General features: G+C 66.3%; 12 protein-coding genes. 1 reads left to right on the top strand and 11 read right to left on the bottom strand.

Translation table 11 applies throughout. The annotated features are described in order from the left end of the window. Nucleotides 1–74: 74 nt before the first annotated feature. Nucleotides 75–1,055 (bottom strand): AAA family ATPase, encoded by a 981-nt coding sequence (locus ACGFZ3_RS16170; RefSeq protein WP_049441864.1) that lies wholly within the window; start codon nt 1,053–1,055, stop codon nt 75–77. Between the two features lie 735 nt (nt 1,056–1,790). On the opposite strand from ACGFZ3_RS16170, the gene ACGFZ3_RS16165 reads away from it, so the two are divergent. Then, nucleotides 1,791–2,354, top strand: coding sequence for a fasciclin domain-containing protein (locus ACGFZ3_RS16165; RefSeq protein WP_392923382.1), 564 nt, complete (start codon nt 1,791–1,793; stop codon nt 2,352–2,354). Between the two features lie 59 nt (nt 2,355–2,413). On the opposite strand, the gene ACGFZ3_RS16160 is transcribed toward ACGFZ3_RS16165, so the two are convergent. The 10 genes from ACGFZ3_RS16160 to ACGFZ3_RS16115 form a co-directional block, all read right to left on the bottom strand. Next, complete coding sequence (locus tag ACGFZ3_RS16160; RefSeq protein WP_392923379.1) at nt 2,414–2,956, bottom strand: hypothetical protein; 543 nt, start codon at nt 2,954–2,956, stop codon at nt 2,414–2,416. 155 nt (nt 2,957–3,111) lie between these two features. Then, nucleotides 3,112–4,047 (bottom strand): HAD family hydrolase, encoded by a 936-nt coding sequence (locus ACGFZ3_RS16155; protein ID WP_392923376.1) that lies wholly within the window; start codon nt 4,045–4,047, stop codon nt 3,112–3,114. Nucleotides 4,048–4,163: 116 nt separating this feature from the next. Then, nucleotides 4,164–5,339 carry a murein transglycosylase A gene (locus ACGFZ3_RS16150; RefSeq protein WP_392923374.1) on the bottom strand — a complete coding sequence of 392 codons (1,176 nt, stop codon included), beginning with the start codon at nt 5,337–5,339 and terminating at the stop codon, nt 4,164–4,166. Between the two features lie 21 nt (nt 5,340–5,360). Beyond that, a complete protein-coding gene (locus tag ACGFZ3_RS16145) occupies nt 5,361–6,116 on the bottom strand; it encodes an N-acetylmuramoyl-L-alanine amidase (protein WP_392923372.1) in 756 nt (251 codons plus the stop codon). 85 nt (nt 6,117–6,201) lie between these two features. Next, entirely contained in the window at nt 6,202–6,513 is a 312-nt protein-coding gene (locus ACGFZ3_RS16140) for a hypothetical protein (protein ID WP_392923369.1), read from the bottom strand. A 28-nt stretch (nt 6,514–6,541) separates the two neighbouring features. Further along, nucleotides 6,542–6,838 carry a hypothetical protein gene (locus ACGFZ3_RS16135; protein WP_392923366.1) on the bottom strand — a complete coding sequence of 99 codons (297 nt, stop codon included), beginning with the start codon at nt 6,836–6,838 and terminating at the stop codon, nt 6,542–6,544. Between the two features lie 33 nt (nt 6,839–6,871). Next, nucleotides 6,872–21,748: a hemagglutinin repeat-containing protein gene (locus ACGFZ3_RS16130; RefSeq protein ID WP_392923363.1), complete on the bottom strand. Its 14,877-nt coding sequence runs from the start codon at nt 21,746–21,748 to the stop codon at nt 6,872–6,874. A gap of 70 nt (nt 21,749–21,818) precedes the next feature. Then, nucleotides 21,819–23,480, bottom strand: a complete 1,662-nt coding sequence (locus ACGFZ3_RS16125) for a ShlB/FhaC/HecB family hemolysin secretion/activation protein (RefSeq protein ID WP_392923603.1) — start codon at nt 23,478–23,480, stop codon at nt 21,819–21,821. 333 nt (nt 23,481–23,813) lie between these two features. Then, nucleotides 23,814–25,250, bottom strand: coding sequence for an ammonium transporter (locus tag ACGFZ3_RS16120; RefSeq protein WP_392923360.1), 1,437 nt, complete (start codon nt 25,248–25,250; stop codon nt 23,814–23,816). A gap of 18 nt (nt 25,251–25,268) precedes the next feature. Further along, a complete protein-coding gene (locus tag ACGFZ3_RS16115) occupies nt 25,269–25,607 on the bottom strand; it encodes a P-II family nitrogen regulator (RefSeq protein WP_068854487.1) in 339 nt (112 codons plus the stop codon). Nucleotides 25,608–25,722: the final 115 nt, after the last annotated feature.

Genomic DNA, 25,722 nt, shown 5'->3' with positions numbered 1-25,722 from the left:
CGTCATTCCTATCTTCGATATTCGCCCGTTTCGGGAAAAGGAGAAGCGGAAATTCCTCATTAGCCATTGAGCGCTCACGTCATCCTGTTGACTTGGTAGCGAGCATGCCACTGATTCAAGCGTTCGGTCACAATTTTCTTCAGGTTTGGCTCTGGCATTGCCAAGATGAAGCGGCGATGGACGTCTTCGCAGAACTGCTCCAGATCCGAAAAGCTGGTGGCATGCAGCTTGGCTGCCAAGGTCTTCGGAGAGACACCCAGCGGTGCATCTAGGCGCTGTTGGAGCTTAATGAACCAGGCTTCCTTCTGCGCCGCAGTCGGCGGTTCAAGCTCAAGTCGGAGCTGGAACCTGCGCCAAACTGCACGGTCGAGCAGCTCAGCATGATTAGTGGCAGTCACGACGACAACATGGCTAGGCAATGCATCGATCTGCAGGAGCAGCGAGCTCACCACGCGCTTAATCTCGCCAGTTTCATGCGTATCGCCACGTTCTTTACCTAGAGTGTCGAACTCATCAAAAAACAGTACGCATTGGTGGGTTCTAGCGAAGTCGAAGAGCTTCTTCAGACGACCACTGGTCTCCCCTAAGAAGCTGCCGATAACTGCTTCATAGCGCACCACGAACAGTGGGACCATCAGCTCGGTGGCCAGCGCCTCTGCCAAAGACGTCTTTCCATTGCCTGGCGCGCCTGACAGCAGGATGCGGTGCCGCGGCTCCAAGCCGTACGACCTCAAAAGATCACGTCTGTGGTGCTCTTCAATGATCTCTTCGCATGCGCCGCGCACCATCGGATCGATGAACATCTCCGACAGAGTACGGCGAGGCTCGATTTCATATAGCAATCCGCCGTGACCGCCATCGTAGGAGCGCACCACCTCGGGCGTAGGCGCGCGCGCGCGCGCTTCGCCCAAGTTCTTCACTAGGCGATCGGCCAATTGATGGTGGCTCTTTGCGCGCTCCTCTGCGGCCATTGCCTCGACCGTGCTGCGGAGCAATCGCTGGTCACCTTCGCTTCCTGCCTTGACTAGGCTGACGAGTAGATCTGCTCGTGACATGTGCTCACCGTGCTTGAAGTGATATTGGCTCAACGCCTTCGAGCTGTCTACGTGGCCCAGGCACCTATTTCTTAGGCAGCGAATCACTTCGTCTCGTGCTCAGTTGAGACAAAGTTCATTTGCGAATAAATAATACCATATATAAGATATTATTGTATGGTGAACGTACTGTCGAAGATCAGCTTTTGCCTCACCGATGAGGACCTACAGACTGTGGAGGAGACTCGGCGGCGGATTGCCATGGGTGGAAGAAATAGCAATCGCAGCGAGATCCTGCGTGCGGCGATCGCACAGCTCAGTCGTCTTTCTGATACAGAGCTGCTGGATGCAGTCGCGCTTATGCCTCGGTTGCCACCAGGAAGGCGGCCCGGCAAGCCTTAAGTCGCGCACCAAGGCGGCCAACTGGCTTAAGTGTCCCCGCACGGGAGAGGACGCGCATGCGTATGTCTTAGCTCCAACACGCGGCCGTCTTCCAAGCTGACAGCGCAGAGCACCAAGGCCACTGGCCTGCTTATCGCCTTGGTTCTGGTCCTGCTGAGCCGCAGCGTATGTGTGCCTTGAGTACACGCTCTTTGCTGTTCAACGACTGGCAATGCATGGACCGGAGCCCCCGGCTCACACCATCTATGACGTCTCGGCGAGCACGCACTTTGGTCATCCGCCCATCTATTCGGCGAGCGGCGACGTACCTTCCATGTCCTCAATCCGAGGACCGAAGAATCCCGGAGACACACCATGCGCGCCATTGCCCAACGCATTACCGCCATTGCCGGTTTCACCGTGCTGTTGACCAGCGCTTCGTTCAGCTACGCCGCCGACACGGTCATGGTCGGCGGTGCAGCCATGTACCCGAACAAAACCATTGTAGAAAACGCCGTCAACTCCAAGGACCACACCACCCTGGTCGCCGCCGTCAAAGCTGCTGGCCTGGTAGATACACTCAACGGCAAGGGACCCTTCACCGTCTTTGCACCGACCAACGCAGCCTTTGAGAAGCTCCCCGCCGGCACGGTCGAGACCCTGCTCAAGCCCGAGCACAAGGCGGACCTGACCAAGGTGCTGACCTACCACGTGGTGCCCGGTACCTACACCTCGACGCAGCTGCTCACCGAAGCAAAGATGCACAACGGCGCGACCACCCTGAAAACCGTGCAGGGCGAGCCGCTGACCATCAAGCTGCATGAAGGCAAGCTGTGGGTGGTGGATGCGAAGGGTGGCAAAGCAGGTGTTTCAATTGCCGACGTGAAGCAGTCCAACGGCGTGATCCATGTCATCGATACGGTACTGATGCCGAAGTGACGTAACCGCATTGGCGGGCATCCATCAGGATGTCCGCCAGTGGCTCGCGTTCGGCCAGCTCAACGGGAGTTTCGCCGCAACTGCATGATGGCCTCGGGCAGCTCGATGCGCATCTGCTCACGCAAGGCTTCGGCAATGCCGTGGTAGCGGCGACGCTGGATGAAGTAGCAGTACACGAACATCGCCAGCATGAGCAACATCGGCCAGGTGGACGCGACCACCATGGGCATGGACACGCAAAGCACCGCAATCCCGAGGGTCATCCAGTTGCAGATGCCTTCCACCCGTACCTGGTTGCGCTTGGCATCCACCACGACCATCCCACGCATCACCGGGTAGTAGCGCCCGGTGAAGCCGGCAAAGAAGCTTTCGCGGAACGCCATGCGGCCGTCTGGCAGTGGGCGGAACACCAATGGCGTCCACTGCTGCGTGGCCACGTCGCGCTCCAGGCAGTTGAGCACCAGCCGTTCGCGCATCTCCGCCGAGGCCGGGATCCGCTCGTTGAACATCCGGATACCCAGCCCGAAGTAGGTGGGGTTCCACGCAACCTGCAGCACGATTTCCAATGCCATCACGCCGACAATTGCGTACCAGAACAACATATTCAGTCCTCGGGCCGGAGGCCGCAGTGGGCAAGGCCGCGTTCGGATGGCGGTCGTTTCACCAATGTAGTACGAAACGGGGACCTGGCGCGCAGCTGACGCGAACCAACAGGTCATAGCAGGCCCGCCCCCGGTAGGACCACAGCCTGCGTGGCCTAATCGACGAAGACCTTGGCCCAGTCATCGCGGACGCTGACCAGCGGCCAGCCGCGCTCCTTCGCCAGTGCCACGGACTTCTGGGCGCCGGAGGTGTAGGCGATATCGCGCTCGTCATCATCATGGGTAACCAGCAGCGCCAGCGAGGGCCCCTCGCCCTGCGTGGCGAACTGCAGCATCTGGATGTCGCCATTGGAGTTGCCGGCGGCGAAGATCGGCCGCGCGCCAATCCGGCTCCAGATTCGCACCACCTTGTTGGGGCCGTCATCGAACACCTCCAGTTTCGAGGTGTGCACTACCTTGCCGATGCCGTTTTCTTCCCGGTATTCCAGCAGGACCGTAGTGCCTACCACGCGCTCGGGCGGAATGCCGTACAGCTCGTGGGTGATGGGCCGCATGAAATCGCGCCCGCCACCGGAGACGATGTAGTTCGTGAACTGGTTGGCTTCCAGGTAGTGCAGCAGTTCGCGCATCGGCGCGTACGCGGTCTTGAGGTAGGGCCGCTTCAGTACCGGGTTGTGCTCGGTGCGCAGGAAGTGTTCGGCCTTTTTCGCGAACCCGCCGACTTCATCATCCACGTAGGCCGACAGCAGGCCAGCGGCCATCTGCTTGAGCTGGGTGTCATCGCCTTCGTAATGCTTGGTGATGACATCGCCCAGCCAACCCTGGTCGCGACCGTGTACGGCCTTCCACGGTTGTCTGTCGCGCAGGGACGGATCGGCCTCGGCCTGCTCGGCGATGCGGCGCAGCAGGAAATCGGCCTGGATGGGCATGGGCTTTTCGCACCACAGGCAACCATCATTGTCGAAAACTGCGATGCGTGCGGCGGGGGCGACGTAGTCCGGGCCGCTTTCCAGCGTGACCCGCGCAACGAAGGAGATGATGGCCTGGCGGGTGGCGCCGTGGTTCCAGCTTTTGAGCAGTCCTTCGTGCATGGTCCAGTCTCCGCTGCATGAGCGGAGATGCTAGCCCGGACTTGGTGGGGAGGCCTGCGCAGAATCACTGTGTGGGATGCAGTAGTTGTACTGGCCCACCGAATGGTCGCGCGGCATCAACCGCCGGAAGAAGTCGCCGCCGGCAATGCGGCGCCCTTCGGCCACAGCAGCCAGAGGTTGCCCTTCTGCTTCATGTCCCCGGCCAGCTTGCCGGCCGCATCGCCGGTGCCCCAGTAGAGATCGGCGCGGACTTCGCCGGCGATGGCGCCGCCGGTGTCCTGCGCTGCCACCGGGCGCACCACCGGGCTGCCGTCCGGGCGCGTGGTCGACAGCCACAGCAGGCTGCCCAGCGGCACCACGGTGCGGTCCACCGCGACGCTGTAGCCGGCGGTGAGTGGTACGTTCAACGAACCGCGCGGGCCTTCGTCGCCATCCGGCCCCTTGGTGAAGAACACATAGCTGGGGTTGCTGGCCAGCAGCTCGGTCACGCGCTGCGGGTGTGCGTCGGCCCAGGCGCGGATGGCGTCCATGGTGACGTCTTCCTTCTTCAGCTCGCCCTGCGCCACCAGCCAGCGGCCAATCGGGCGGTAGGGATGGCCGTTCTGGTCGGCGTAGGCGATGCGCAGCTGGCGCCCGTCGTCCAGGCGAATCCGGCCCGAGCCCTGGATCTGCAGGAACTGCAGGTCCATCGGGTTGGACAGCCAGGCCAGTACGGGTGCGTTGACGCCCTTGGCGGAAATCTTCGCCGCGTCGTCGTAGGGGCGGAGCACGCGGCCTTCCACGCGGCCGCGCAGGCGCTTGCCCTTGAGTTCGGGGTAGAGCTCATCGAGCTGCACGCTGACCATGTCGGCCGGTACGCCGTAGACGGGTACGGGCGTTTTCGCGGTGCGGGTGAGGCTGCCGCTGTACACCGGCTCGTAGTAGCCGGTGATCAGGCCATCGGCGCGGTGGCCGCCGGCACGCAGCGAGTAGACCTCGAGATGCTCCTGCAGGAACTGGCGGATGGCGGTTGGGGTGTTGGCGATATTGGCGGCGGCCGCGCAGGTGGGCGCCCAGGTGCCGTCGCTCTTCAGGCGCGGGCAGGCGCTGCGCCAGGCGCTGAAGCCAGCTTGGAGATCGCTGTCGCTGACGGCGGGGAGTGCCTTCCAGTCGGCCTTGGCGTAGGTGGCGGGACTGGCGGGCGGCGGCGCATCGGGCTTGGGCGTGCTGACGCTGCAGGCGGTGAGCACGGACAGGCCGAGGAGGGTCAAGGCGGGGTGCTTGGGTGCGGCGGTGATGCGCTTGGCCTTCATGGATGCTCGTTCTGGGCGGTGTCAGCGGTTGATTGTAGGTAGGCGTTGCTGAAGCAGCGAATGCAGGATGCGGGCGTCTTCGGCATCGAGGGTGCCCGGCAGGTCGTCGCGGCCACGGAAACGGCGGTGGAAGGCTCCGGCTGCGGCGGCACGGTCGTCCAGCGGGTAGCCGAACGCCTCCAGCGCCAGCCACGGGTCGAAGCCTTCCGGCGCAGGACCATCACTGACGCGCGGCCACACCCCGAAACCGGCCTCGGCCAGCTGCTGCCACGGGAAGTAGCGGCTGGGGTCCTGCTTGCGGGCCGGTGCCAGGTCGGCGTGGGCGATGATCTGGCTGCGCGGGATGTTCAGGCGGGTACAGACATCGTTGAGCAGACGGATCAGCGCGGCGATCTGGGCCGGCGCGAACGGGCTGCTGCCGTCGTTGTCGATCTCGATGCCGATCGAGGCCGAGTTGAGATCGGTGATGCTGCCCCAGCGCCCGCCGCCGGCATGCCAGGCACGGCGGTTGTCGGCGACCAGCTGATAGATGTGCCCATCCGCCCCCACCAGATAGTGCGAGCTGACCCGGCCACCGCTATTGGCGGTACGCAGCGTGCGCAGACTCTGCTGCACGTTGTCCTGGTCGGTGTGGTGCAACACGATGATCACCGGGTTGCGCACGTTGTGGTTTGGCGAAGGCACCCACGTGGCGAGTGGGCTGCGCACGTCGGTGCTGGCGCATGCGGCGAGCAGGAGGGTGGCGAGCAGCACGAGCGGGTGGCGGACTTGGCGCATCACCCGATTGTGCTTGATTCCACGACAGCATGCGCGGGACCGCATTCCCGATGACATCGAGCCTGAGGTCGGCGGCCCCGCCCCCCTAGCTGCTGAGAAACGAAAGGTTGTACAGCAGCATGCACCAGGCCGCCACCGCTACCAGGATCTCCGCGTAGAAGACTTTCGAGGTGCGGCCTATATGGACCGCGACTACCGCAGTGAACACCGGAACTCCGAACAGGGTCAGCCAGAATGCCACGTCGAAGTGCGTGGCGTATGGGCCCAGAAACAGCGGTCGGAGATCCGGTCCATCCACCGGCAATCGCGCATACGTTGACAATGACAGGTAGCCAAGGAAAAACGCCCATATGAGCAGGTGTGCCACATCCGCAGCTTTGCGCAGTACCTGCCCCACGGAAGATCGAGAATCGCCCGCACCCTGATCAACCACGAACGAACGAGAAGTTGTACAGAAATGGGGCCCATGCAAGCACAGAGAGCGCAATCTCAAGTATCCGCTCCTTCTTCCAGCGCGTAATCCTGACAATGATCGCAATGGTCTGCACCAACAACAGCACCACGCCCACCTGCATCACTTGCATGACAGCTTCAGGATTGACGTCATAGAGCTCAAACAAGCCCAGAGCGCCCGACGTGTAGCGGTTGTAGGCCACCGCCCCAAACAGGGCAGCGCAGACGATCCACCCCACGTAATAGAGGATGTTGACTAGATGTCGCATGCCTTCGCCTCGGCGTGGAGAAAAGTCTGCATGTCACCGCATCGGCAGGTTGTTGAGTTTTGACCAGTCCACGACGGGAGCCGGCGTGGTACTCGGTGGGCGACCAATTCCGTAGATGCCATCGATCACTGGATTCACAGTATTGCTGGGCAAGCGAACCGCACAGTTGTTCCACTTGCCGCACTCCGGGACGGAACTGTTCACCAACCCCGTGGGCCACCCTCCGTTCAACAACTCCATTGAGTTGGCCAGAATGTCCTTTTGGTGCTGCTCGCTCTCGTAGGCGGTCATCTTACGCGCCATCTCATCCACATACTCCGCGTCGCGGCGAGGCTGGCTGGACGTGCTGGAGGCCGCCTTGTAAAGAGCGGAGACATAATTGATGAAGGCCTCCTTGTTCGTGTAAGGATTATCGGGTTCTTTGCCGAACAGGGAAGCCATCAGGTGACCCTTTTCCGGACCAAAATGCTCGCCATTTTCCTTCACGTGCGCGAAGGAATCGCCGAGTGCGTGGAGCGCCCGCTGCGTCTCCGGATCTTTGAGCAGGTCCGCCTTCTTGGCCGGATCGTTCTCGAACTGCTTCATCTTGACCAGGATGTCGCCAACCTTTCCGGCCCAGTACTCCTGCGCCGCCTTCACTTTCACCGGGTCAGTCTCGCCGTCGAGAAGATGGTTGTATTGCTGCGGCAGGACCGTCACAGTTCCGAGGGTGACGTTGGTTACCGTGATGGCATTTCTCCGATCGGTGTCGGGCGACCACGCCGCCAGCGCGACGGCCTTTGCATCGTCCTCGCTGAAGCCCGCCAGATAGAGGATGGTAGCCATGGTGGAATAGTGCCCCACCTCGCCCCAGTTGTTGTCTACTGCATTTCTCGCTGCGTTGCTGCCTACCGCTGCGCTGAGCAGACCCTCCTGGAACGATCCCACCAGCCCACCCCCCATGCTGGCGATGGAGCTTACGGTTTCTTGCTCAGCTGCGGTCAAGTCCTTGCTCTCCTTGCCGAACAGGAACTTGGCTATCGAAGGCGCGGCCGCTTCGGCACCGCCAGCGGCCAACGCGCCGATCAAGGCACTGTCGCCACCAGCCGACGCCACCGCAGCGCCAAGCAGGGCATGGGCGAGCAGATGCGTGGCGCTTCCCTGCTCGCCGCGGCTTCCGTTATCCATCTCGTTCCGCGCAGCATTCTCCTTGAAGTACTGGCCAATCTGGTACGAGATTGCTGGCGCAAGCGTACCGGCCACGATCTGCCCGGTACTGCCGGAGGATGCGGCAATTCCGTTGGTGATCGCTCCCACCAGCACTCCCACTTTCTGCAGGCGTTCGATCTCTCGATCGGACTCCACCGCCGTTGCCATGAGCATCGCCTGCTGTTCTGCGCTCAGTGAATCACGGACCGTAGGATCGGCCAGCAGCTTCTTGGCTTCTTCCTTTCGTGCGTTTGCCTCATCAATGGACGAATTGATGTCAGCACGGATGCGCTTGCTCGCATCCACCACGGTGCCGGTGGCCTGTGCCATGGCCCTCTGTTCCTGCAGCATCTTCTGCAGGTCCGGCAGCGCCTCCAGCGCCTGGTGCGCGGCGTTGGCGTCGGTGTTCACGCCCAGATCGGCAGCGTCTACCTTCTTGCCACCGATGGTGATGTTGCCGCCGGTCAGGGTTGCGTATGTGGTGGAGCTGTCGTGGCCGCTTTCGGACATGGGGATGCCCGGGTTGAAGGACGTGCTGTTGGCGGCGCCGTACTCGCCGTTTGCGATGGTGTTTCCGATATCCTTCATCTGACCGGCGGCGCTGGGGGCGGCGATCGGTTTGCCGCTGGCATCGGTGGCCGCCTTGCCCGTGCATCCAAAGCCGCCACTGACGCCGGCCGAGCTGGCCCGGTAATCCATCTCGTTCTTCAGATCGGTGAAGGTGAAGGTCTCTGCGGCCAGTTCACTGTTGGCCGCATTGGTGCTGGCGATGGCACCACCCACCAGGTTCACGTGGCCGGCGTCCACATGGTAGCCGCCGTCGCCTGCAAACAGGCCGGATTGTTGGCCCACGCCCTTGTAGCTGCCGTTCGCCTTCCCGGCGCTGGCATATCCGCTGACGTCCCACGCGGTGCCGAACGAGACCTGCACGCGCCCGCCCACCTGGCTTTCCTTGGACAGGCTTTCGGCAATGTCCTGCAGGGACTCGATGGTGAGGGTGCCACCGGTCTTGACGTCGATCCGTTCGGCGGTCGCGGTGGCGCCGCGCAGCGTCGTGTCACCCTCGGCCTTCAGCGAGATGTTGGTGCCGGTCAGGGTGGTGTTCTGCCAGGTGCTGCTTTCTGCGTTCGACTTGCTGCTGCCGACACTGGCTTCTGCATAGACGTAGACACCGGTCTGCGCACCCACCGATACGCCCACACCTACCTCGGCACCGGCGTTACTGCTCTTGCTCCTGTTCTGCAGGTTGGCCTGACCGGCTTCCAGCAGGATGTCGCGCGCCGAGTCCAACGCCAGCGTGTTGCCTGCGCTGAGGTTGCCCTGGACGACATGGATGTCGCCACTGGTGCTGGTCAGGTTGACGTTACCGCCGCCCTGGATCGTGGACCCGCGCGACACGGTGCTGCTGCCGTCGGCGCTGCTGCTGGCGGACTTGAACCCGATGCCCGCTTCAGCACTGAACAGTGAAGCGCCACCGCCCTTGGCCGCACTGGCGATGGCGCTGCCGGCCTGGTACGCGTTCGCGCCAGCCGCCATGCCCTGCATCGCCTGCAGGCGACCGTCGGACTGGCGCGCCGCATCCACGTTGTTGATCAGATCGATGAAGGGCGACTTGATCCGCGCGAACACGCCGATCTTCAGGTCCTTGTCGCTCTGCGAGTTGTAGCCGGTCTCATCGGCCGTGAGCAGCTCTATCTCGGCTGCGGTGATGTCCACGTCCTGCGCGGCCACCACGTTGCTGGCGATCTGGGTGTACTTGCCGCCCGCGCCCAGGTTGACGTTGCCGCTCAGGCTGCCGATGGTGCTAGCGACCTGCGACACCATGCCGCTGTCGTCCTCGTGCTGCTGGCGGTGCCAGCCGGCGAACTTCTCGGTGTCGGAAATCTGCACCGTGCCGATGGCCTTGCTGTCGGCGGTGTTGGCGTTGCTCACGGTATCCTGGCCGCTCTGCACGGTCAGGTTGCCTGCCGCGCGGATGGTGACGTCTCTTTCCGCGGCAATGTTGGCGGCAGTGAGTGTGATGTCGCCTTCGGTGGTCGCCATGCGCACACCGCCGCCCACCGACAACTGCGTACCGGTGATGGTGTCGCTCTGGCCGGCACCCTGACCACGCGAATTATTGGTGCCGAACGGCAGGCCGCTGGTGTTGTTGGCGAAGCCCCAGCCCTTGCCGCTGCTCTGGTTGGTACTGGATTCGGTGTTATGAGCCACATCGAACACGATGTCCTTGGTGGCGAGCAGCAGGGCGTCGCCTTCGGCCGACATCTGCGCGCCCTGGCTGGTGATCGAGCCGCCGTTGGCGATCAGGGTCAGGTCACCGCCCGCGCTCAGCTGGGCCACGCGGGCGTCGCTGGTGGAGTGGGTCTGGTTGCCGCTCGCACGCTGGCTGCCCCCACTCACTACTACGGACGTCGTGGCGGCACGCACGCCGGCGGCGGTGCCTTCGGCATTGCGGGTGATGTCGCCCATGGTCGAGCCACTGTCGGCCATGCCGTCGGTGGTGGAATCGCGGGCGCTGCGGTAGGCCTTGGTGGGGTCGTAAGTGACGCCCATCGAGAAGCCGCTGGATTTGCTGGACTGGCTGTTCTGCGTGTCCACCGTGTCCTGGCGCGCGACCAGGTTGATGTCCTTGCCGATCAGGGTCAGGTCCTGCCCGGCGGCGACGTCGGAGGCGGCGAGGGTCAGCTGGTTGCCCGCGCTGATCTGCACATTGCCGTTCATCGACCCCACGGCCGAGCCCACCTGCGTGGTGGACTGCAGCGCGCTTTCGGTGTTGCTGCGGGCGCTGCTGTAGCCCACCGACGCGACGCCGTTGGCGAAGCCGCCGGTGATGCCGGACTTCTTCTGGTTGAAGCTGTGCGCCTCGTTGAAGGTGTCCTGCGCCGATTCGATGGTGACATTGTTCGCAGCGGCGATGCGCAGGTCGTTGTCGGCCAGCACGGTGGAGCCGCTGATGCCCACGTTGTTGCCCGCAAGGATGTCCACGGTCTTGCCAGTCACGGTGGTACCTACGGCATAGCTGGTCGAGCTCTGGTCGTGGGTGGTGGTGGCCGTGGTGGACAGTGTCTTCTTCTTGCGGGTGAACCCGTCCACCACCAGGTCATGGGTCTCCTGCGCGGTGCTGAGGGTCACGTCGCGACCGGCCGACAGCACTACGCCGACGTCGCTACTGGCCACCGTGGTGGCCTGCAGGGTCAGGTCACGTCCTGCCTGCAGGGCAACGCCTTCACCGCCGCTGAGCTGGTTGCCCAGCACGTAGGCGTCAGCCGCGCTGACCTCGCGCGAATGGTTCCTGCTTTTGGCGCTGCTGTCGATGCTCTGCGTGTCCAGCACGGCAATACTGTTGATGTCACGCGCCGCCTGCGCCACCAGCGCATTGGCGGCCGACACGCTCGCTGCGGCCAGGTTCAGATCGTTGCCCGCGCGGAGCGCCACATCGCCGGCACCGGTGATGGTGGTGCCGATGTGGGTGACCTGGCTCTGCTTGTTGAAGTTGCCGCTGTCGTGGGTGAGTGCGACGCTGCTCTGCTGGGTTACCGCGGTGAGGTTGATGTCGCCCCCCGCCACGATGGCGGTGAGGCCGTCGGTACCGGCGTTGGCCAGCTGTGCGGCACGCAGTTCCACGTTGCCGCCAGCGTTGACACTGAGCACGCCGGCGCCGTCTGCGTTGGTCACGTACAGGCCGGCCACGCGGTCCAGTGTGGTGGTACGCTGGGTCAGCAGGTCGCCCTTGTCCTGCCACTCGTAGGTGGTGGAAGCCACGGTGATGTCACCGCCGGCCTTGAGCGCCAGCACGTCGGTGGCGGCGACGGTACTGCCGATGATGTCGATGTTTCCGGCGGCCTTGAGGCCGACCTGCTGGCCGCTGATCTGGCCACCGCCAATGTTGCGGATGTTGCCGGCGTCGATGCTGACCAGCTGGCGGCCGGCGATGGCGCCGTTGCTGACCAGGTCGCCGCGCAGCTTGATGTCCACATCGGCACCGGCCAGCAGTGCGCCGTTGGTATCGAGGTCGCCTGGCATCACCCGCAGGTACACCTGCGGCACCAGCGCGCGCGCCACCGAGCCGTCGGCCAGGGTCACGTCCTGTTCGACCAGCCACACGATGTCGCTGGTGAGCCGGGCCATCTGTTCGGCGGTGAGCGCGACGCCGGGGCGCAGACCCCATGCGCCAGCCACCGTGGCGCCAGCTTCGAGCAGCGCGCGGTACTGGTCTTCGTCGGTGGCATAGCCGTCGAGGAAGCGGCGGCCGGTGAGCTCGCCGATCTGTTCGCGCACCAGCTTCTGTTCGTAGAAGCCATCGCCGAGGCGTTTCTGGGTCTGCGCGGGCTCGTAGCCGGCGCGCTGCAGCAGGTAGTCCGAACTGAGCCAGTTGCGGTAGTTGGCGAACTTGGGATCGGTTTCGACCAGGAAGCTGCCGCGGTTAGCATCGACGTTGAACAGGCTGGCGCTGGGGGCGCTGGCATTCGGCGTGGTGGTCACCACCAGGTGCGGGTCGTTGCCGGCGGCGGCCACTGCCTGCTTGCGGTCCAGCGCGGCGTTGGCGCCGCTGCCGGCGTGGCTGCCGCCCTGCGCGGCCGTCGGGCCGGTGGCGGTGGCCTGCGAAGCCTGTGCCGCGCCGATGTCCTGCACGCTGCCATTGCCCGGGCCGGCCGAGCCGACCTGGCCCGGCCCCTGCGCGGTGGCGCTGTCGGCCAGCTGCCCACCGGTATGGCCGGGGCCTTGGACGGCCGTGCCGCTCTCGCCCTGGGTTGAGGAGGCGGCCTGGGGGCCCTGTGCGGACACCGTGCCGGCGCCTTGGCCTGCGGCGTGGCCGGGGCCCTGTACCGTGCCGGCACCGGGGCCGACCGAACCCGCACCGGGTCCGCCGGTGTTGAGGTTGGCGATGCCGGTGCCATCGCGCACGCTGGGGCCGTTGCTGCCCACGTTCTCGTTGCGCAGGTTGCCCACGTCGATGGTGAGCTTGCCGCCCGCCGTGATTCCGGCCCCGAGTACGCCGAGCGTTTCCTTGATCGGCGCGGCGCTCCAGCTGCTGGACCGGTTGTTGTAGGTGTAGGAAACGTTGTTGAAGGTGTTGATGCGCTCCAGTGTCCGCGACCTGCTGATCACCGAAGACGTCTGCAGGTTCAGCCCGCGGATGGTGTAGTCGCGACCGGCGGCGATGCTGGCGTATTCGTTGAGCAACGCGTCGGTGGCGATGGTGATGTTGCCGCCGGCGGTGATCACCGCGTCGGCCCCGGCAGAAACCAGTATGTCTTCCACCGTGGTGCGGGTAGCGACGCGGCGCTCCTCGTTGCCGCTGGTGTCCTCCGGGTGGCGCTGCATGTTGATCAGCATCGCCTCCGGGTTGTCGTAGTCCGGGTAGGTGATCAGCTGCACGCAGGTGGTGGTGCAGGTCCCGTAAGCAGAGCTGTACGTCAGGGTGTCCGATTCGTAACGCAGCGCGGGGCTGCCCGGCTGGCTCTTGGAGAGATCGCGGAACGGATCTTCCGCCGCGCCGCCAAGCTGGTCGGGGTTGTTGCGGTTGTCCGCGCGGAGCACGTAGTAGATCACCATCGTGCCTTCCTGCGGGTCCAGGCGCGCGCGTTCGGCGCGCGCGGCGTACAGCCCACCGCGCGCGTAGTAGTACGCGCTGGTGGTGGAGGTCATATTGACCACCGCCCTGCGGATCTGCTGGCCGTCGGGCGTGATATAGGCCGAATCCTCCAGGATATCGGCGGGGTTGAGGTAGTACACCTCGTAGGGCTGGAAGTTGGAGGTGTTGCGCAGGCTGCCGGTGTTGTTTCCGTTCTTGAACCAGCCCGGCTGGCTCAGCGTGACCGGCGCGTGCACGGTGGTCTTCTGCTCGACCACCACGTTTTCGCGGATGTTGTTCACCGCCAGCGCGTTGATGTCCAGATTGTTGGCGATGTCGATGGTGGAACTAATGTTGTCGATGCGCTGCGCGGTGCCCGCAGCATCCAGGCCGTTCAGCCCGCCGCCGATGAACGCGTCCCCATCGCTGAACACCAGGCTCTGGCCGCTGTTGGTCAGTACGCCCACGCCCAGGTCAAGGCGCTGGCGGGCTGCGATGGTGGCCGAGCGCTGCACGCCGCCGACGTTCTCGGCCACGTTGTTGAGCGTGCCGGCGTTGATGGCGATACGGTCGCCATAGATGCGGCCGGTACCGATGTTGATGAGCGTACCGGCGTCAATATGGGTAGTGCGCCCATCCAGCACACCGCGGTTGACCAGCTCACCCGCAGTGACCAGCCGGGTGAGACCAACGCTGCTGATCTCGCCGGTGGCCGCGTTATGGATGTTCCCGGCGGTGATGTTCACCCCGGCACCCTGCAGCTTGCCCTGGTTGTCCAGGTTGCCCTGGATGGCCAGGGTGAGCGTGCCGTTGGCCGCCAGCTCGCCGGTGTTGGTGTGGCTCTGCCGGAGCTCCAGGGTCATGTCGCCCTGCGACAGCACCTTGCCGATGCCGGTGATCTCGCGGGTACGCACGATCTGGTGGGTGCCGGCCACCAGCGTGCCGCCCGTATTGGCGATGCTGTCGGCGCTGATGTCCGACACTTCCGACGCGGACACCTGCCCCCCGGTATTGTCGAGCTGGCCGCTGAGCTGCAGCGTCAGGTTGTCGGCGAGCACCTGGCCCTGCTGGTTGTCCAGGCTGCCGCTGGTCAGCCGCAGCTGTTCGCCCTGCAGGCCCAGTGCCGGGCCGTTCGGCGCGCTGAGGGTGTTGCGGTTGTCGACGCTGGCGGCCTGCACGGTCAGGGCGCCGCCGGCGGCGACCAGCCCGCTGCGGTTGTCGAGTGCGCCGGGCAGGGCGAGGTCCGCGTTGCGGCCCACGCTGATCGCGCCGCCCACGTTGTTCAGGGTCTGGGCGCGCAGGGTGAGGTCGCCTGCACCCTTCAGCGAGCCGCCGCCGGAATTGTCCACGCTGCTGGCGTTGAGGGTGATGGCGCCTTGGCCGAACACCGCTCCGGCGCGGTTGTCGAAGGCGCCACTGGTGATGTCGAGGGTGCCGCTGCTGTTGATGCCGTTGCCATTGGCGTTGGCATTCAGCAGCGCCTGGCCGGCAGTGTTGATGCTCAGGTTGCCCGCGGACTGCAGCAGGCCGCCACTGTTGTCGAGCAGCCCGGTGCGCAGCACGTTGCCGCCGGTCAGGCTGGCCAGGGTGCCGGCGCGGTTGTCCAATGTCAGCCCACGGGTATCGATATCCACGCTGCCGGCGATGACCCTGCCGGACTGGTTGTCCATGCCCGACGTGCGCAGGTGCAGGTCGGTTCCCGCCTGGATCAGGCCGGCGGCGTTGCCGAGCTGGGTGGCCGAATCGAGCTGCAGCACGGCACCGGCGGCAAGGATGCCGGCGGCGTTGTTCAGCGACTGTGCGCTGATCCCGGCGTTGCCGCCGGCGTTGATGGTGCCCTGCGCGCTGTTGTCCAGCAGGCCGTCGACGGTAAGGGTCAACGACGCGCTGCCATCGGTGTGCAGGATGCCGGCGCGGTTGTCGACCCGGGCAGCGGTGACGGTGGTGGCGCCACCGGTGAGGATGCGGCCGCCATGGTTTTCGAGCGTGCCGCTGATGGCCAGCTGATGGGCAGCGGTGCCTGCCGCCTGCACGGTGCCCTGGTTGTTGAACAGCTGCGCGGCGCGCAGGTCCAGCGAGCCGTTGGTAGCCAGCGTACCGGCGGTGTTGTCCAGGGTGCCGCGGACCCCCAGCACCAATGCGTCGGTGCCGGCGGCGGTGAGCGTGCCGCCTGCGGTGGTCAGCGCGCCGGTCTGGACACTGATGCGCTGCGCAGCGGTGGTGCCGTTGCGCAGGTCGGTGGTGTCGCCCACCAGGTCGAGGCTGCCATTGCTGAGCAGCTTGCCGCCCTGGCCGTTGAGGGTATGCGCGTGGATTGCCAGCGTGCCGGTGCCGGCCTGCTGCACGTTACCGCCGGCATTGCCCAAGGTGGCCGCGGTGATCTGCAGATCGCCATTACCGGCCAGGGTACCGTTGTTGCCGTTGTCCAGGGTGCCCTGCACCAACACAGTGCTGGGGCCGGTGCCGCCGGACACCACGGTGCCACCGCGGTTGTCGAAACCGGTGGCGACGATGTCCAGCTGGTTGGCGCTGAGCGTCGCGTTGCGGTGATCGACCTCGCCCGCGCGCAGGGTGAGTGTTCCTGCGGTGGCGATGGTGCCCTGCTGGCCGGACAGGCTGCCGGTCTGCACGGTCAGGCCGCCCGCGCCCGCGTGGGCCACTCGCCCCGCTTCGTTGAGCAGACTGCCGGCCTGCAGCTGCAGGGCGTTGGCGTTGCTGGCCACGGTGCCGCGGCTGTTGTCGAACTGGCCGGCCACCTCGATGCGGGTGTCGGCGCTGCCGGCCGAGCTGAGCGTACCGCCCACGTTGGAGAGCGCGCCGGCGGTGATCTGCTGGGCGCCATTGGCGGCGATGGTGCCGCCATCGTTGCCGAGCGTATCGCGCACCTGCACCACCATGGCCTGCTCACCGGTGGCGCTGAGCGTGCCGCCGGCGTTGTTGAGGCTGCCGGCGGTGACGTGGACATCGCGCGCGGCGGTGGTGCCGCCGCTGATGTCCAGTGCCTCGCCTTCCAGGCTCAGGGCACCATTGCTGACGATGCGGCCGCTGGCGCCCTGCAGGGTCTGCACGTCGATCTGCAGCTGGCCGTCGCCGGCCTGTTCGATGCTGCCGCTGCGGTTGTCCAGCGTGCCTGCAGCCACGCGGGCATCGCCGCCACTGGCGATCAGGCCGGCGTGGCTGTTGTCCAGCAGGCCGTCCACGCCCACGCGCAGGTCTGCAGCGCTGTGCAGGGTGCCCCCCTGGTTGTCCATTGCGGCGGCGGCAAGCGTGAGATCGCCGGTGGTCAGGATCTTGCCGCCGCGGTTGTGCAGCGTCTGCTCGATGCTGAGCTGGCTGGCGGCGGTGCCGGCGGCCTGCACGGTGCCGCCGGTGTTGCGCAGCGTGCCGGCACGCAGATCCAGTGCGCCATTGCCGGCGAGGGTACCGCCGGTGTTGTCCAGCTGGCCGCGCGCATGCAGCACCAGTGCGTCGGTGCTGGTGGCGGTGAGTGCGCCGCCCGCCGTGGTGAGGGTATCGGCGTCGATGCGGATGCGCTGGGCGGAGGTGGTGCCATCGCGCAGGTCGATGGTGTCACCCTGCACGAGCAGGCTGCCATTGCTGACCAGCGTACCGCCGGCACCGTTGACGACGCCCGCCGTGAGGTCGAGCAGGCCCGTGCCAGCCTGCTGCACGGTGCCGCCGGCGTTGCCGAACACCGCGGCGTTGATGGCGAGATCGCCATTGGTGGCGATGAGGCCCTTGTCGCCGTTGTCCAGCCCGCCGGTCACGGTGAGGCGGTTGGCGCCGGCACCTGTGGCCACCAGCTTGCCGCCGCGGTTGTCGAACGACTGCGCGTCGAGCGCGATCTGTGCAGCCTGCAGGGTCGCGCCCCGATGGTCCACCGCAGCCGCAGTCAGCCTGAGGTCGCCGGCGGTCACGAGCGTGCCGTTGCGGCCGTCGAGCTCTCCGGTGATCAGGGTAAGGCCCTGGGTACCGGCGTGGTTGAGGGTGCCGTCCACGTTGACCAGTTTGCCGCTGCTCACTGCCAGCGCGGCGGCATTGCTGGCAATGACACCCTGGGTGTTGTCCAGTTCGCCGCCAACGGTGATGTGGCTGTTGGCGGTGCCGGCCGAGCTGAGCGTGCCGTCGCGGTTGGACAGCGTGCCCGCTTCAATGCGCTGGGCGCCATTGGCGGCAATGGTGCCGCCATCGTTGCCCAGGCGGTCGCGCACGTTCAGCAGCATGTCGTTGCTGCCGGTGGCGCTCAGTGTGCCGCCGCTGTTGTCCAGGCTGCCGGCCTGAACGGTGATGTCGGTTGCACCCACGGCGCCATCGCGCAGGTCCAGTTCCTCACCCTGCAGCTGAAGCGCGTCGCCGGCCACCAGGGTGCCGCCGGCATTGCGCAGCAGCGTGGCGTCGATGTGCAGGCTGCCGTTGCCGGAAATCGAACCGCTGCGGTTGTCGAGCATGTTGGCCACGCGGATCTGCGTGGTCGCTTCGCCGGCGGCGATCAGCTTGCCGTGGTCGTTCATGAGGCTGCCGGCGGCGATGTTGAGCGCGCCGTTGCTGCCGAAGGTGCCGCCGCTGTTGTCCAGCAGGGTGCGCGCCTGCACCTGCAGCATGCCGTTGCCCATTGCACTGAGCTGGCCGCCGGCGGTGGTCAGGCGCTCGCTGTCGATCTGGATCTGCTGCGCGGAGGTGGTGCCGTTGCTGAGGTCGAGGGTGTCGCCCTGCAGCACCAGCGCACCGTTGCTGAGCACGGTGCCGCCCTTCCCGGCCAGGGTGTATGCGTCGATGGCGAGCGTGCCGGTGCCGGCCTGCTGGATCGTGCCGCCGGCGTTGCCCAGGGTCTGCGCGGTGATGGCCAGATCACCGTTGCTGGCCAGCGTACCGCCGTCGCCGTTGTCCAGCGTATCGGCTACCTGCAGCGTGTTGGCCCAGGTTCCGGTGGCGACGATGCTTCCGCCGCGGTTATCCAGCGATTGTGCGGTGAGGTCGAGCTGCGTGGCCGCCAGCGACGCACCGCGGTGATCCACCGCGCCGGCGTTGAGCGTGGCGGTGCCGGCGGTACCGATCCGGCCGCCCTGCCCATCCAGGCGGCCGGTATCGATCGACAGCCCGCCGGTGCCTGCGTGGCTGATCGCGCCGTCCGCATTGACCAGAGCGCCGGTCTGCAGCTGCAGGGCCGATGCGTTGCTGGCCAGGCTGCCCTTGCTGTTGTCCAGGACGCCGGCCACGGCGATGCGGGTATCGCCGGTGCCGGCCGAGTTCAGCGCGCCGCTGCGATTGCTCAGCGCGCCGGCCTCGATCTGCTGCGCACCGTTGGCGCTGATCGTGCCGCCATCATTGGCCAGGCTGCCGCTGACGCGCAGCTGCATGTCCTGTGCGCCCAGTGACAGCAGGGAGCCGCCGCTGTTGTCCAGCGAACCGGTGCGGATATCCACCTGCTGGCCACGGGTGCTGCCCTTGTTCACGTCCAGCGTCTGCGCATGCACCTGCAGCAGGCCGTTGCTGGCGAGGGTGCCCTGGCCGCCGTTCACGGTGGTGGCGGTGATCTGCAGGGTGCCGGTTCCGGCATGGTCGATGCTGCCTGCCGTATTGAGCAGGCCATCGGCGTCGATGCGCAGATCGCCATTGCTGGATACCGTGCCGCCCTGGTTCTGCAGCAGACCGGTGGCGCGCAGGGTGCTGGCGTCGGTGCCGGCGGCCACCAGCTTGCCGCCGTTGTTGACCAGGGTGGTGCTGTCGATGGCCAGCGCGCCATTGCTGCCGAGCTGGCCACCGGTGTTGTCCAGGGTGCGGCCGACCTGCAGGCGCAGCACGTCGGTGCTGGCCGAGGTGAGCGAGCCGCCGGCGGTGATCAGGTCGCCGGTACGGATGTCGATGCGCTGCGCGGCGGTGGTGGCGTCGCGCAGGTTGGTGGTGGTGCCCTGCAGGAGCAGGCTGCCGTTGCTGAGCACGCTGCCGCCCTGGCCCTGCAGGGTGGCAGCGTCGATGCGCAGGCTGCCGGTGCCGGCCTGCTGCACGGTGCCGTTGGCATTGCCGAGCTGTGCCGCGCTGACGTGCAGGTCGCCATTGCTGGCCAGGGTCCCGCCATCGCTGTTGTCCAGCGTGCCCTGCACGCTGAGGGTGCTGGCCTGCTTGCCGGTGGCAAGTACGCTGCCCCCGCGGTTGTCGAAGGAGGCGGCGGTCAGGCGGATCTGGTTGGCGATGAGGTCTGCACCGCGGTGGTCGGCGGTGCCCAGTTGCAGCACGAGGTCCCCGGCGGTGGCGATCGCGCCGTCCACGCCATCCAGGCGATCAGCGCGCACGCGAAGGCCGCTGCTGCCAGCGTGGCTGATGCTGCCACGCGTGTTGACCAGGGTGCCGATCCCCAGCCCGAAACTGGCCGCATTGCTGGCGATGCTGCCATCGCTGTTGTCGAGTTTGCCGATCGACCAGGCGGTGGCGGCGGTGCCACCGTGCGCCAGGGTGCCGCCGCGGTTGAGCAGGGTCTGCGCATGCAGTTCCGCGGCCTGGGCGAGAGCAAGGCGACCGCCACTGTTGTCCAGCGTGTTCACGCGGGCGCTGGTGGCGCCCTGCACCTCCAGCGTGCCACCCGCGTTGCGCAGTGCCTGGCCCTGCACCTTCAGGGTGTCAACGCCGAGCGTGCCACCGCTGTTATCCAGGCTGTTGCTGGCCGCCAGCTGCAGCACGCCGGTGGCATCGATGGCGCCGCCGTCGTTGTCCAGCGTGCGGCCGATGTTGAGTGCGCCGGCAGCCAATGGCGCGCTCGGCGCAGGCGAAGTGGTGCTGCCGCCCTGGCCCGGGGTTGGGGTTGGTGTTGGGGTGCCGGTACCGGTACCCGGCTGCTGCGTTCCACCCGTGCTTCCGCCGCCACTGCCTTCGCCCGGCGTTACGCCGGCCACCGTCCCGATCCGGCCCTGCTGGTTGCTGACATCGGTGCCCTTCAACTGCAGCGCCTGCGCGCCCACCTGCTCGATGCTGCCGGCGCGGTTGCGCAGCGCATCGGCATTGAGTTCAAGCCGGCGTGCGTTGAGCGTGCCGCCGCGGTTGTCGATATCGGCCGGGGTATCCACGCGCAGTTCGCGTTCGGCGCTGAGCGTGCCGGCATTGGCCACGCCGCCTGCGGCGGTGATGCGGGTGTCCTGCTGAGCATGCAGCGCACCGGTGTTTTCCAGCCGCCCCTCGGCGGTAACCACCAGTTCGCCGGCCTGCGCACCGATCTTTCCGGCGTTGCGCATGCCCACGCCCTGTTCGTTGCCGACCAGCCAGATGCGGTTGGCGTACATGCCACCGAGTGCGCCCACGTCGAGCGCGAAGGCCGGAGCGCCACGGTCACCGGCCTGCTTTGTCACTGCGCTGTGGTCGGCGCTGACCACGTTGTTGCCCAGGCTGGCCTGCAGCTGGTTGGCCCAGATGCCGGCGTTGACCTGCAGCGAGCGGGTGATGATGTCGGTGTAGTCGGTGCGGCTGGCATCCAGGCCGGCACCGGCAATGCGGATGGCGCCCCCGGAGACGCGGTAGCCTTCCAGAGCACCGTTGCTGACAATGGGCGTGCCAGTGGTCAGGGTGACGCGGCTGGCGTTGAGGAAGCCGGCGCCGTCGACCTGGATGCCGGCCGGATTGGCGATGATCACCTGCGCGCGGGCGCCGGCCACTTCGATGTAGCCGTTGAGCTGGCTGGGATTGCTGCCGTTGATTTCATTGAGGATGACGCGCGCGGTGCCGGTGGCCAGCCACGGGTTGGCCTGCACCCAACCGCCGATCTGGGTCTGGGTATCGACGCGCGAGTTGTTGAGGATCGCGCCCTGCGCGCCGACATCGAACTGCTGGTACTGGTTGCGCGAGACACCCGCTGCGCTGGGCGTGGAGATGTTGACCTGCGGGGTACCGTTGGCCGAGCCGACCACGGTGGGGCGCTGGTCGGCCGGTGCGTTCGGGTCGGCAATGATGCGGCCGGCATTGGGCGATTGCTGCGCCGACAGCGGCTGCACCACGCCTACCCAGCCCAGCGCCAGCCACAGCGCGAAGCTCACCGGCCGCAGCGTGGCCATGGTGTTGCCAGCACGCGCATCACAACCCCCGCGTGGCGCCGTGACCAGCTCGGAGGCAACCTGCATGACACCCAGCGTGCGGTTGAAGACCAGACGGTAGACTCGATTCACGGCGTTGCTTCCTTTCAATGCGGTGTAGGGGGCGCGCGCCGGGCAGGCGTGCGCGGCCATGCAGCAGGCGTCAGAACGACACGCCCAGGTTCATGCCAAAGGTGGTGTAGGCGGTCTGGAAGCCATCGGGCTTCTTCAACGGGCTGCCAATGAAGCCTTCCCACTGCAGGTGGCGGGTGCCACCGCGCAGGCCCAGCGCCATGCCGGTCAGGCGGTCGCCCAGCAGCCATTCGGTGGAGGGGCCGCTGACCTGGCCGTGGTCGACGGCGACGTAGCTTTCAACGCCACCGCCGAGCGCGAACGCCAGCTCGTTGCGCAACAGCCAGCCGCGTTCGCCGGTGAGCGATACTTCGCCGTCGAATCCACGCACGGTGTAGCGGCCGCCGATGGAGAAGCGGTCCTGCGGCACCAGCCGCGAACGGTTCCACTGCGCGCGCCAGCTGCCGGTGTAGCGCAGCGCCTGGCTGCCCCACTGCAGGGGCACGGTGAGCTGGGCATCGGCGGTGACCACCTTGCCGCGCGCCGTGCCTTCGCCGAAGCCTTCTTCCGGTGCCTGCAGCGCATCGAATGCGCCGGTGCCACGGCGGTAGGCCAGGTTCGCATCCAGCGTGGCCTTGCCGAGGAAGTGCCGGTGGGCCAGCCCCAGTTCCCACCCGCCCATGCGCCGGCGCTGGACCAGGATTTCGGTGTCGTCGATGTAGTTGTTGGAATCGCGGTACCAACCGCGCCCATACATGCTGGTCTTGGCGTGCGCGTTGCGGAACAGCATGCGGGTCAGGCGCAGTTCGGCGTTGCGGCTGGAGCCGCTGTACTCGTAGGTTTCGTAGGCGCCGGCCACGGTCTGCCGGTAGTCGTACTCGCTGGCGTTGGCACCCAGCAGCCACCAGCCCATGGGCACGCTGTAGTGCGCGGCCCAGCTGTCGGTGCCGCGGTCGCTGCCGTTGAAGACCGATCTGCCGGCGTTGAGGTAGAACAGGTCGCTCAGCCCGGCCAGGTTGTCCAGCGACAGCGTGGCGCCGACCTGCAGCTTGCCGGTGGACTGGCTGCCGGCGTCGTCCAGGGTCACGCTGACACGCACCGGAACGCGCTGGGTCCAGCTGATGACCAGGTCGCTCTCGCCGGGCCGCGCCTGCGCGGTGTCCTGCGGCGGGGCGATCTGGATGTCGACGCTGGCCGTTGGGACGCGCTGCAGATTCTCCAGCGCCTGTTCGATGTCGCGCAGGTTGAGCAGGTCGCCAGGGCCCACTGACAGGGCATTCCACAGCGCCGGCGTGCGACCTGCGTCGCTGGCGAAACGCACCGCGTGGATGCGGCCGGGCACCACGGTCAGGGTCAGGGTGCCGGTCTTCAGGTCCTGTGGAGCGGCCAGGATGCGCGTGGTGACGTAGCCGCGCGCGATGATGGCGTTCTGCACGCGCTTCATCACGATGTCCACGCCGGCGGTGCCGAGGCAGCGGCCGGTGGCACGGTCGTGGCGCGGGTCGGCGGCCTCCAGCGCCCAGCGGAAGCGCTCAGCGAGGTCGCCCTCGAGCGCGATGTGGTCGATGGTGAAGCACGGGGTTTCGTTGGCGGGCAGGCGGCCCACCACATCCTCCGGTGCCGCCTGCAGGCGTACATCGGGCGTGGTTTCCTGCTGCTCGCGCAGGACGCGCTCGCGCTCCTGCTGGCGCAGCAGTTCCTGGTCTGGCGGCGCGGCCACCTGTGCAGCCACTGCGGTGGGCACGCAGGCCATCGCCACAGCCACGGCCAGTCGCCAGCGCAGCCCGCGGCTGCGTTCGATACGTCCCTGTCTCACGTTTACGCGCTTCCTTCGCAGAAAAATCCGGGCCTACCGACCAGAGAACGGCCTGCGGGCGCGGAACTTTAAACGAATCGCGGAGTTCGAAACAGCTCCGGAATTTCTCTTTCGATAGTAGGAAAAGTACTCACTGCTTGTGAAAGTGAGACTTCGCCCACGTTGGCTTCTGGCATAAAAAAGCCGGCGGTCCGAAGGCCGCCGGCAGTGACGTCAAGGCGCAACGTCGTCTACAGCAAGTGTAAAGCCCCGAAGAAAACGTGAAGTCGATCAGACCTCGTATGCGGACTCGCCATGCGAGGTGACGTCCAGGCCGGTGCGCTCGGCTTCCTCGGTCACGCGCAGCCCGAACACCAGACGCACGACCAGCAGGATGGCTACGGTAACCACGGCGCACCAGACGATGGTGAAGCCGACGCTGACCAGCTGCACCCAGACCTGGTGGCCGATATCGAGGTCAGCCTTGGTGCCGCCCAGCGACTGCGCGCTGAATACCCCGGTGAGCAGTGCGCCGACGATGCCGCCGACGCCGTGCACGCCGAACACGTCGGCGGTGTCATCGACCTTGAGCAGGCGCTTGAGACCGGTGACGCCCCACACGCAGACCACGCCGGTGACCAGGCCGATCACGATCGCACCCAGCGGGCCCACGGTGCCGCAGGCCGGGGTGATGCCGACCAGGCCGGCGACCGCGCCGGAGGCCGCGCCCAGTGCGGACGGCTTGCCCTTGCTGACCGCTTCCACCAGGGTCCAGCCCAGCACCGCTGCGGCGGTGGCGAGAATGGTGTTGATGAAGGCCAGCGAGGCCACGGTGTCGGCGGCGGCGGCGGAACCGGCGTTGAAGCCGAACCAGCCCACCCACAGCAACATCGCGCCGATATAGGTGAACGGCACGTTGTGCGGCTTCAGGGCGGTCTGGCCGTAGCCGATGCGCTTGCCCACGAAGTACGCGGCGACCAGGCCGGCCACGCCCGCGTTGATGTGCACCACGGTGCCACCGGCGAAGTCGATCGCGCCCATCGCGCCCAGATACCCGCCGCCCCATACGATGTGGGCCATCGGGATGTAGCTCAGGGTGAACCACAGCGCCGAGAACAGCAGCACCGCCTTGAACTTGATGCGTTCGGCAAACGCACCGACGATCAGTGCGGTGGTGATGCCGGCGAAGGTGGACTGGAAGGCAACGAACAGATAGTCGGGCAGGCCCTTGATCGGAGTGTTGCCGACCGAATCGGGCGCAAAGCCCTTGAGGAAGGCGAACTGGGTGAACGAGCCGAAGAACTGGTTGCCTTCGCTGAACACCGCGCTGTAGCCGTAGGCCACCCACAGCATCAGCACCAGCGAGAACACCACCAGGATCTGGCTGAGCACGGACAGCACGTTCTTGGAGCGGACCAGACCGCCGTAGAACAGCGCAAGGCCCGGCACCACCATCAGCAGCACCAGCAGGGTGGAGGTGAGCATCCACGCCACGTCGCCACGGTCGTAGGCAGGTGCCGCTTCGGCTTCGGCGGCGGCTGCGGCAGGTGCGGCGGCCTCGGCAGTGGGCAGCGGTTCAACGGCCACCGTTTCCGACGGTGCCGGGCTGACCTGGGCCTGGGCGTGGGCGGTGCCGGAGAACGCGCCGACGGCGAGTGCGCTGAACAGCATCAGCAGGCACACGGCGTGGAACCGGGCTTGCCACCCGGTGAACAAGGAAGTCTTCATTGTGGGCTCCGAGTGGGGTTAGAGCGCGTCCGCGCCGATTTCGCCGGTGCGGATGCGGATGACCTGTTCAACGGCGGTGACGAAGATCTTGCCATCGCCGATCTTGCCGGTGCCGGCGGCGTTCTGGATCGCTTCAACCACCGCGTCCAGGCGTTCGTCGGTCACCACGGTTTCGATCTTGATCTTGGGCAGGAAATCCACGACGTACTCGGCGCCGCGATACAACTCGGTGTGGCCCTTCTGGCGGCCAAAGCCTTTTACTTCGGTCACGGTGATGCCCGACACGCCCGCATCGGAGAGGGCCTCGCGGACCTCGTCGAGCTTGAACGGCCGGATGATGGCGGAGATCAGTTTCATGCGCATGTCCCGATGGTGGATGGAACCGGCCTGCCGGGCAGGCCGATGTCAGGTCAACCGGCGACCACTTGCACATGGCCGCCGGTTGGTGCGCCGAACGTTGCATGGACCACGC

This window comes from Stenotrophomonas sp. NPDC047960 (assembly GCF_043204395.1).
In the GTDB taxonomy this organism is placed as follows: Bacteria; Pseudomonadota; Gammaproteobacteria; order Xanthomonadales; family Xanthomonadaceae; genus Stenotrophomonas.
Note: the sequence above shows the minus strand (reverse complement) of the source record. Positions and strands in the feature narration are given on the sequence as shown.

Bases quoted from the DNA above. Each gene is read 5' to 3' on its own strand.
- ACGFZ3_RS16150 (WP_392923374.1), bottom strand. From the start codon at position 5,339: ATGAAGGCCAAGCGCATCACCGCCGCACCCAAGCACCCCGCCTTGACC.
- ACGFZ3_RS16165 (WP_392923382.1), top strand. From the start codon at position 1,791: ATGCGCGCCATTGCCCAACGCATTACCGCCATTGCCGGTTTCACCGTG.
- ACGFZ3_RS16170 (WP_049441864.1), bottom strand. From the start codon at position 1,055: ATGTCACGAGCAGATCTACTCGTCAGCCTAGTCAAGGCAGGAAGCGAA.
- ACGFZ3_RS16135 (WP_392923366.1), bottom strand. From the start codon at position 6,838: ATGCGACATCTAGTCAACATCCTCTATTACGTGGGGTGGATCGTCTGC.
- ACGFZ3_RS16120 (WP_392923360.1), bottom strand. From the start codon at position 25,250: ATGAAGACTTCCTTGTTCACCGGGTGGCAAGCCCGGTTCCACGCCGTG.
- ACGFZ3_RS16160 (WP_392923379.1), bottom strand. From the start codon at position 2,956: ATGTTGTTCTGGTACGCAATTGTCGGCGTGATGGCATTGGAAATCGTG.
- ACGFZ3_RS16115 (WP_068854487.1), bottom strand. From the start codon at position 25,607: ATGAAACTGATCTCCGCCATCATCCGGCCGTTCAAGCTCGACGAGGTC.
- ACGFZ3_RS16125 (WP_392923603.1), bottom strand. From the start codon at position 23,480: ATGGCCTGCGTGCCCACCGCAGTGGCTGCACAGGTGGCCGCGCCGCCA.
- ACGFZ3_RS16145 (WP_392923372.1), bottom strand. From the start codon at position 6,116: ATGCGCCAAGTCCGCCACCCGCTCGTGCTGCTCGCCACCCTCCTGCTC.
- ACGFZ3_RS16155 (WP_392923376.1), bottom strand. From the start codon at position 4,047: ATGCACGAAGGACTGCTCAAAAGCTGGAACCACGGCGCCACCCGCCAG.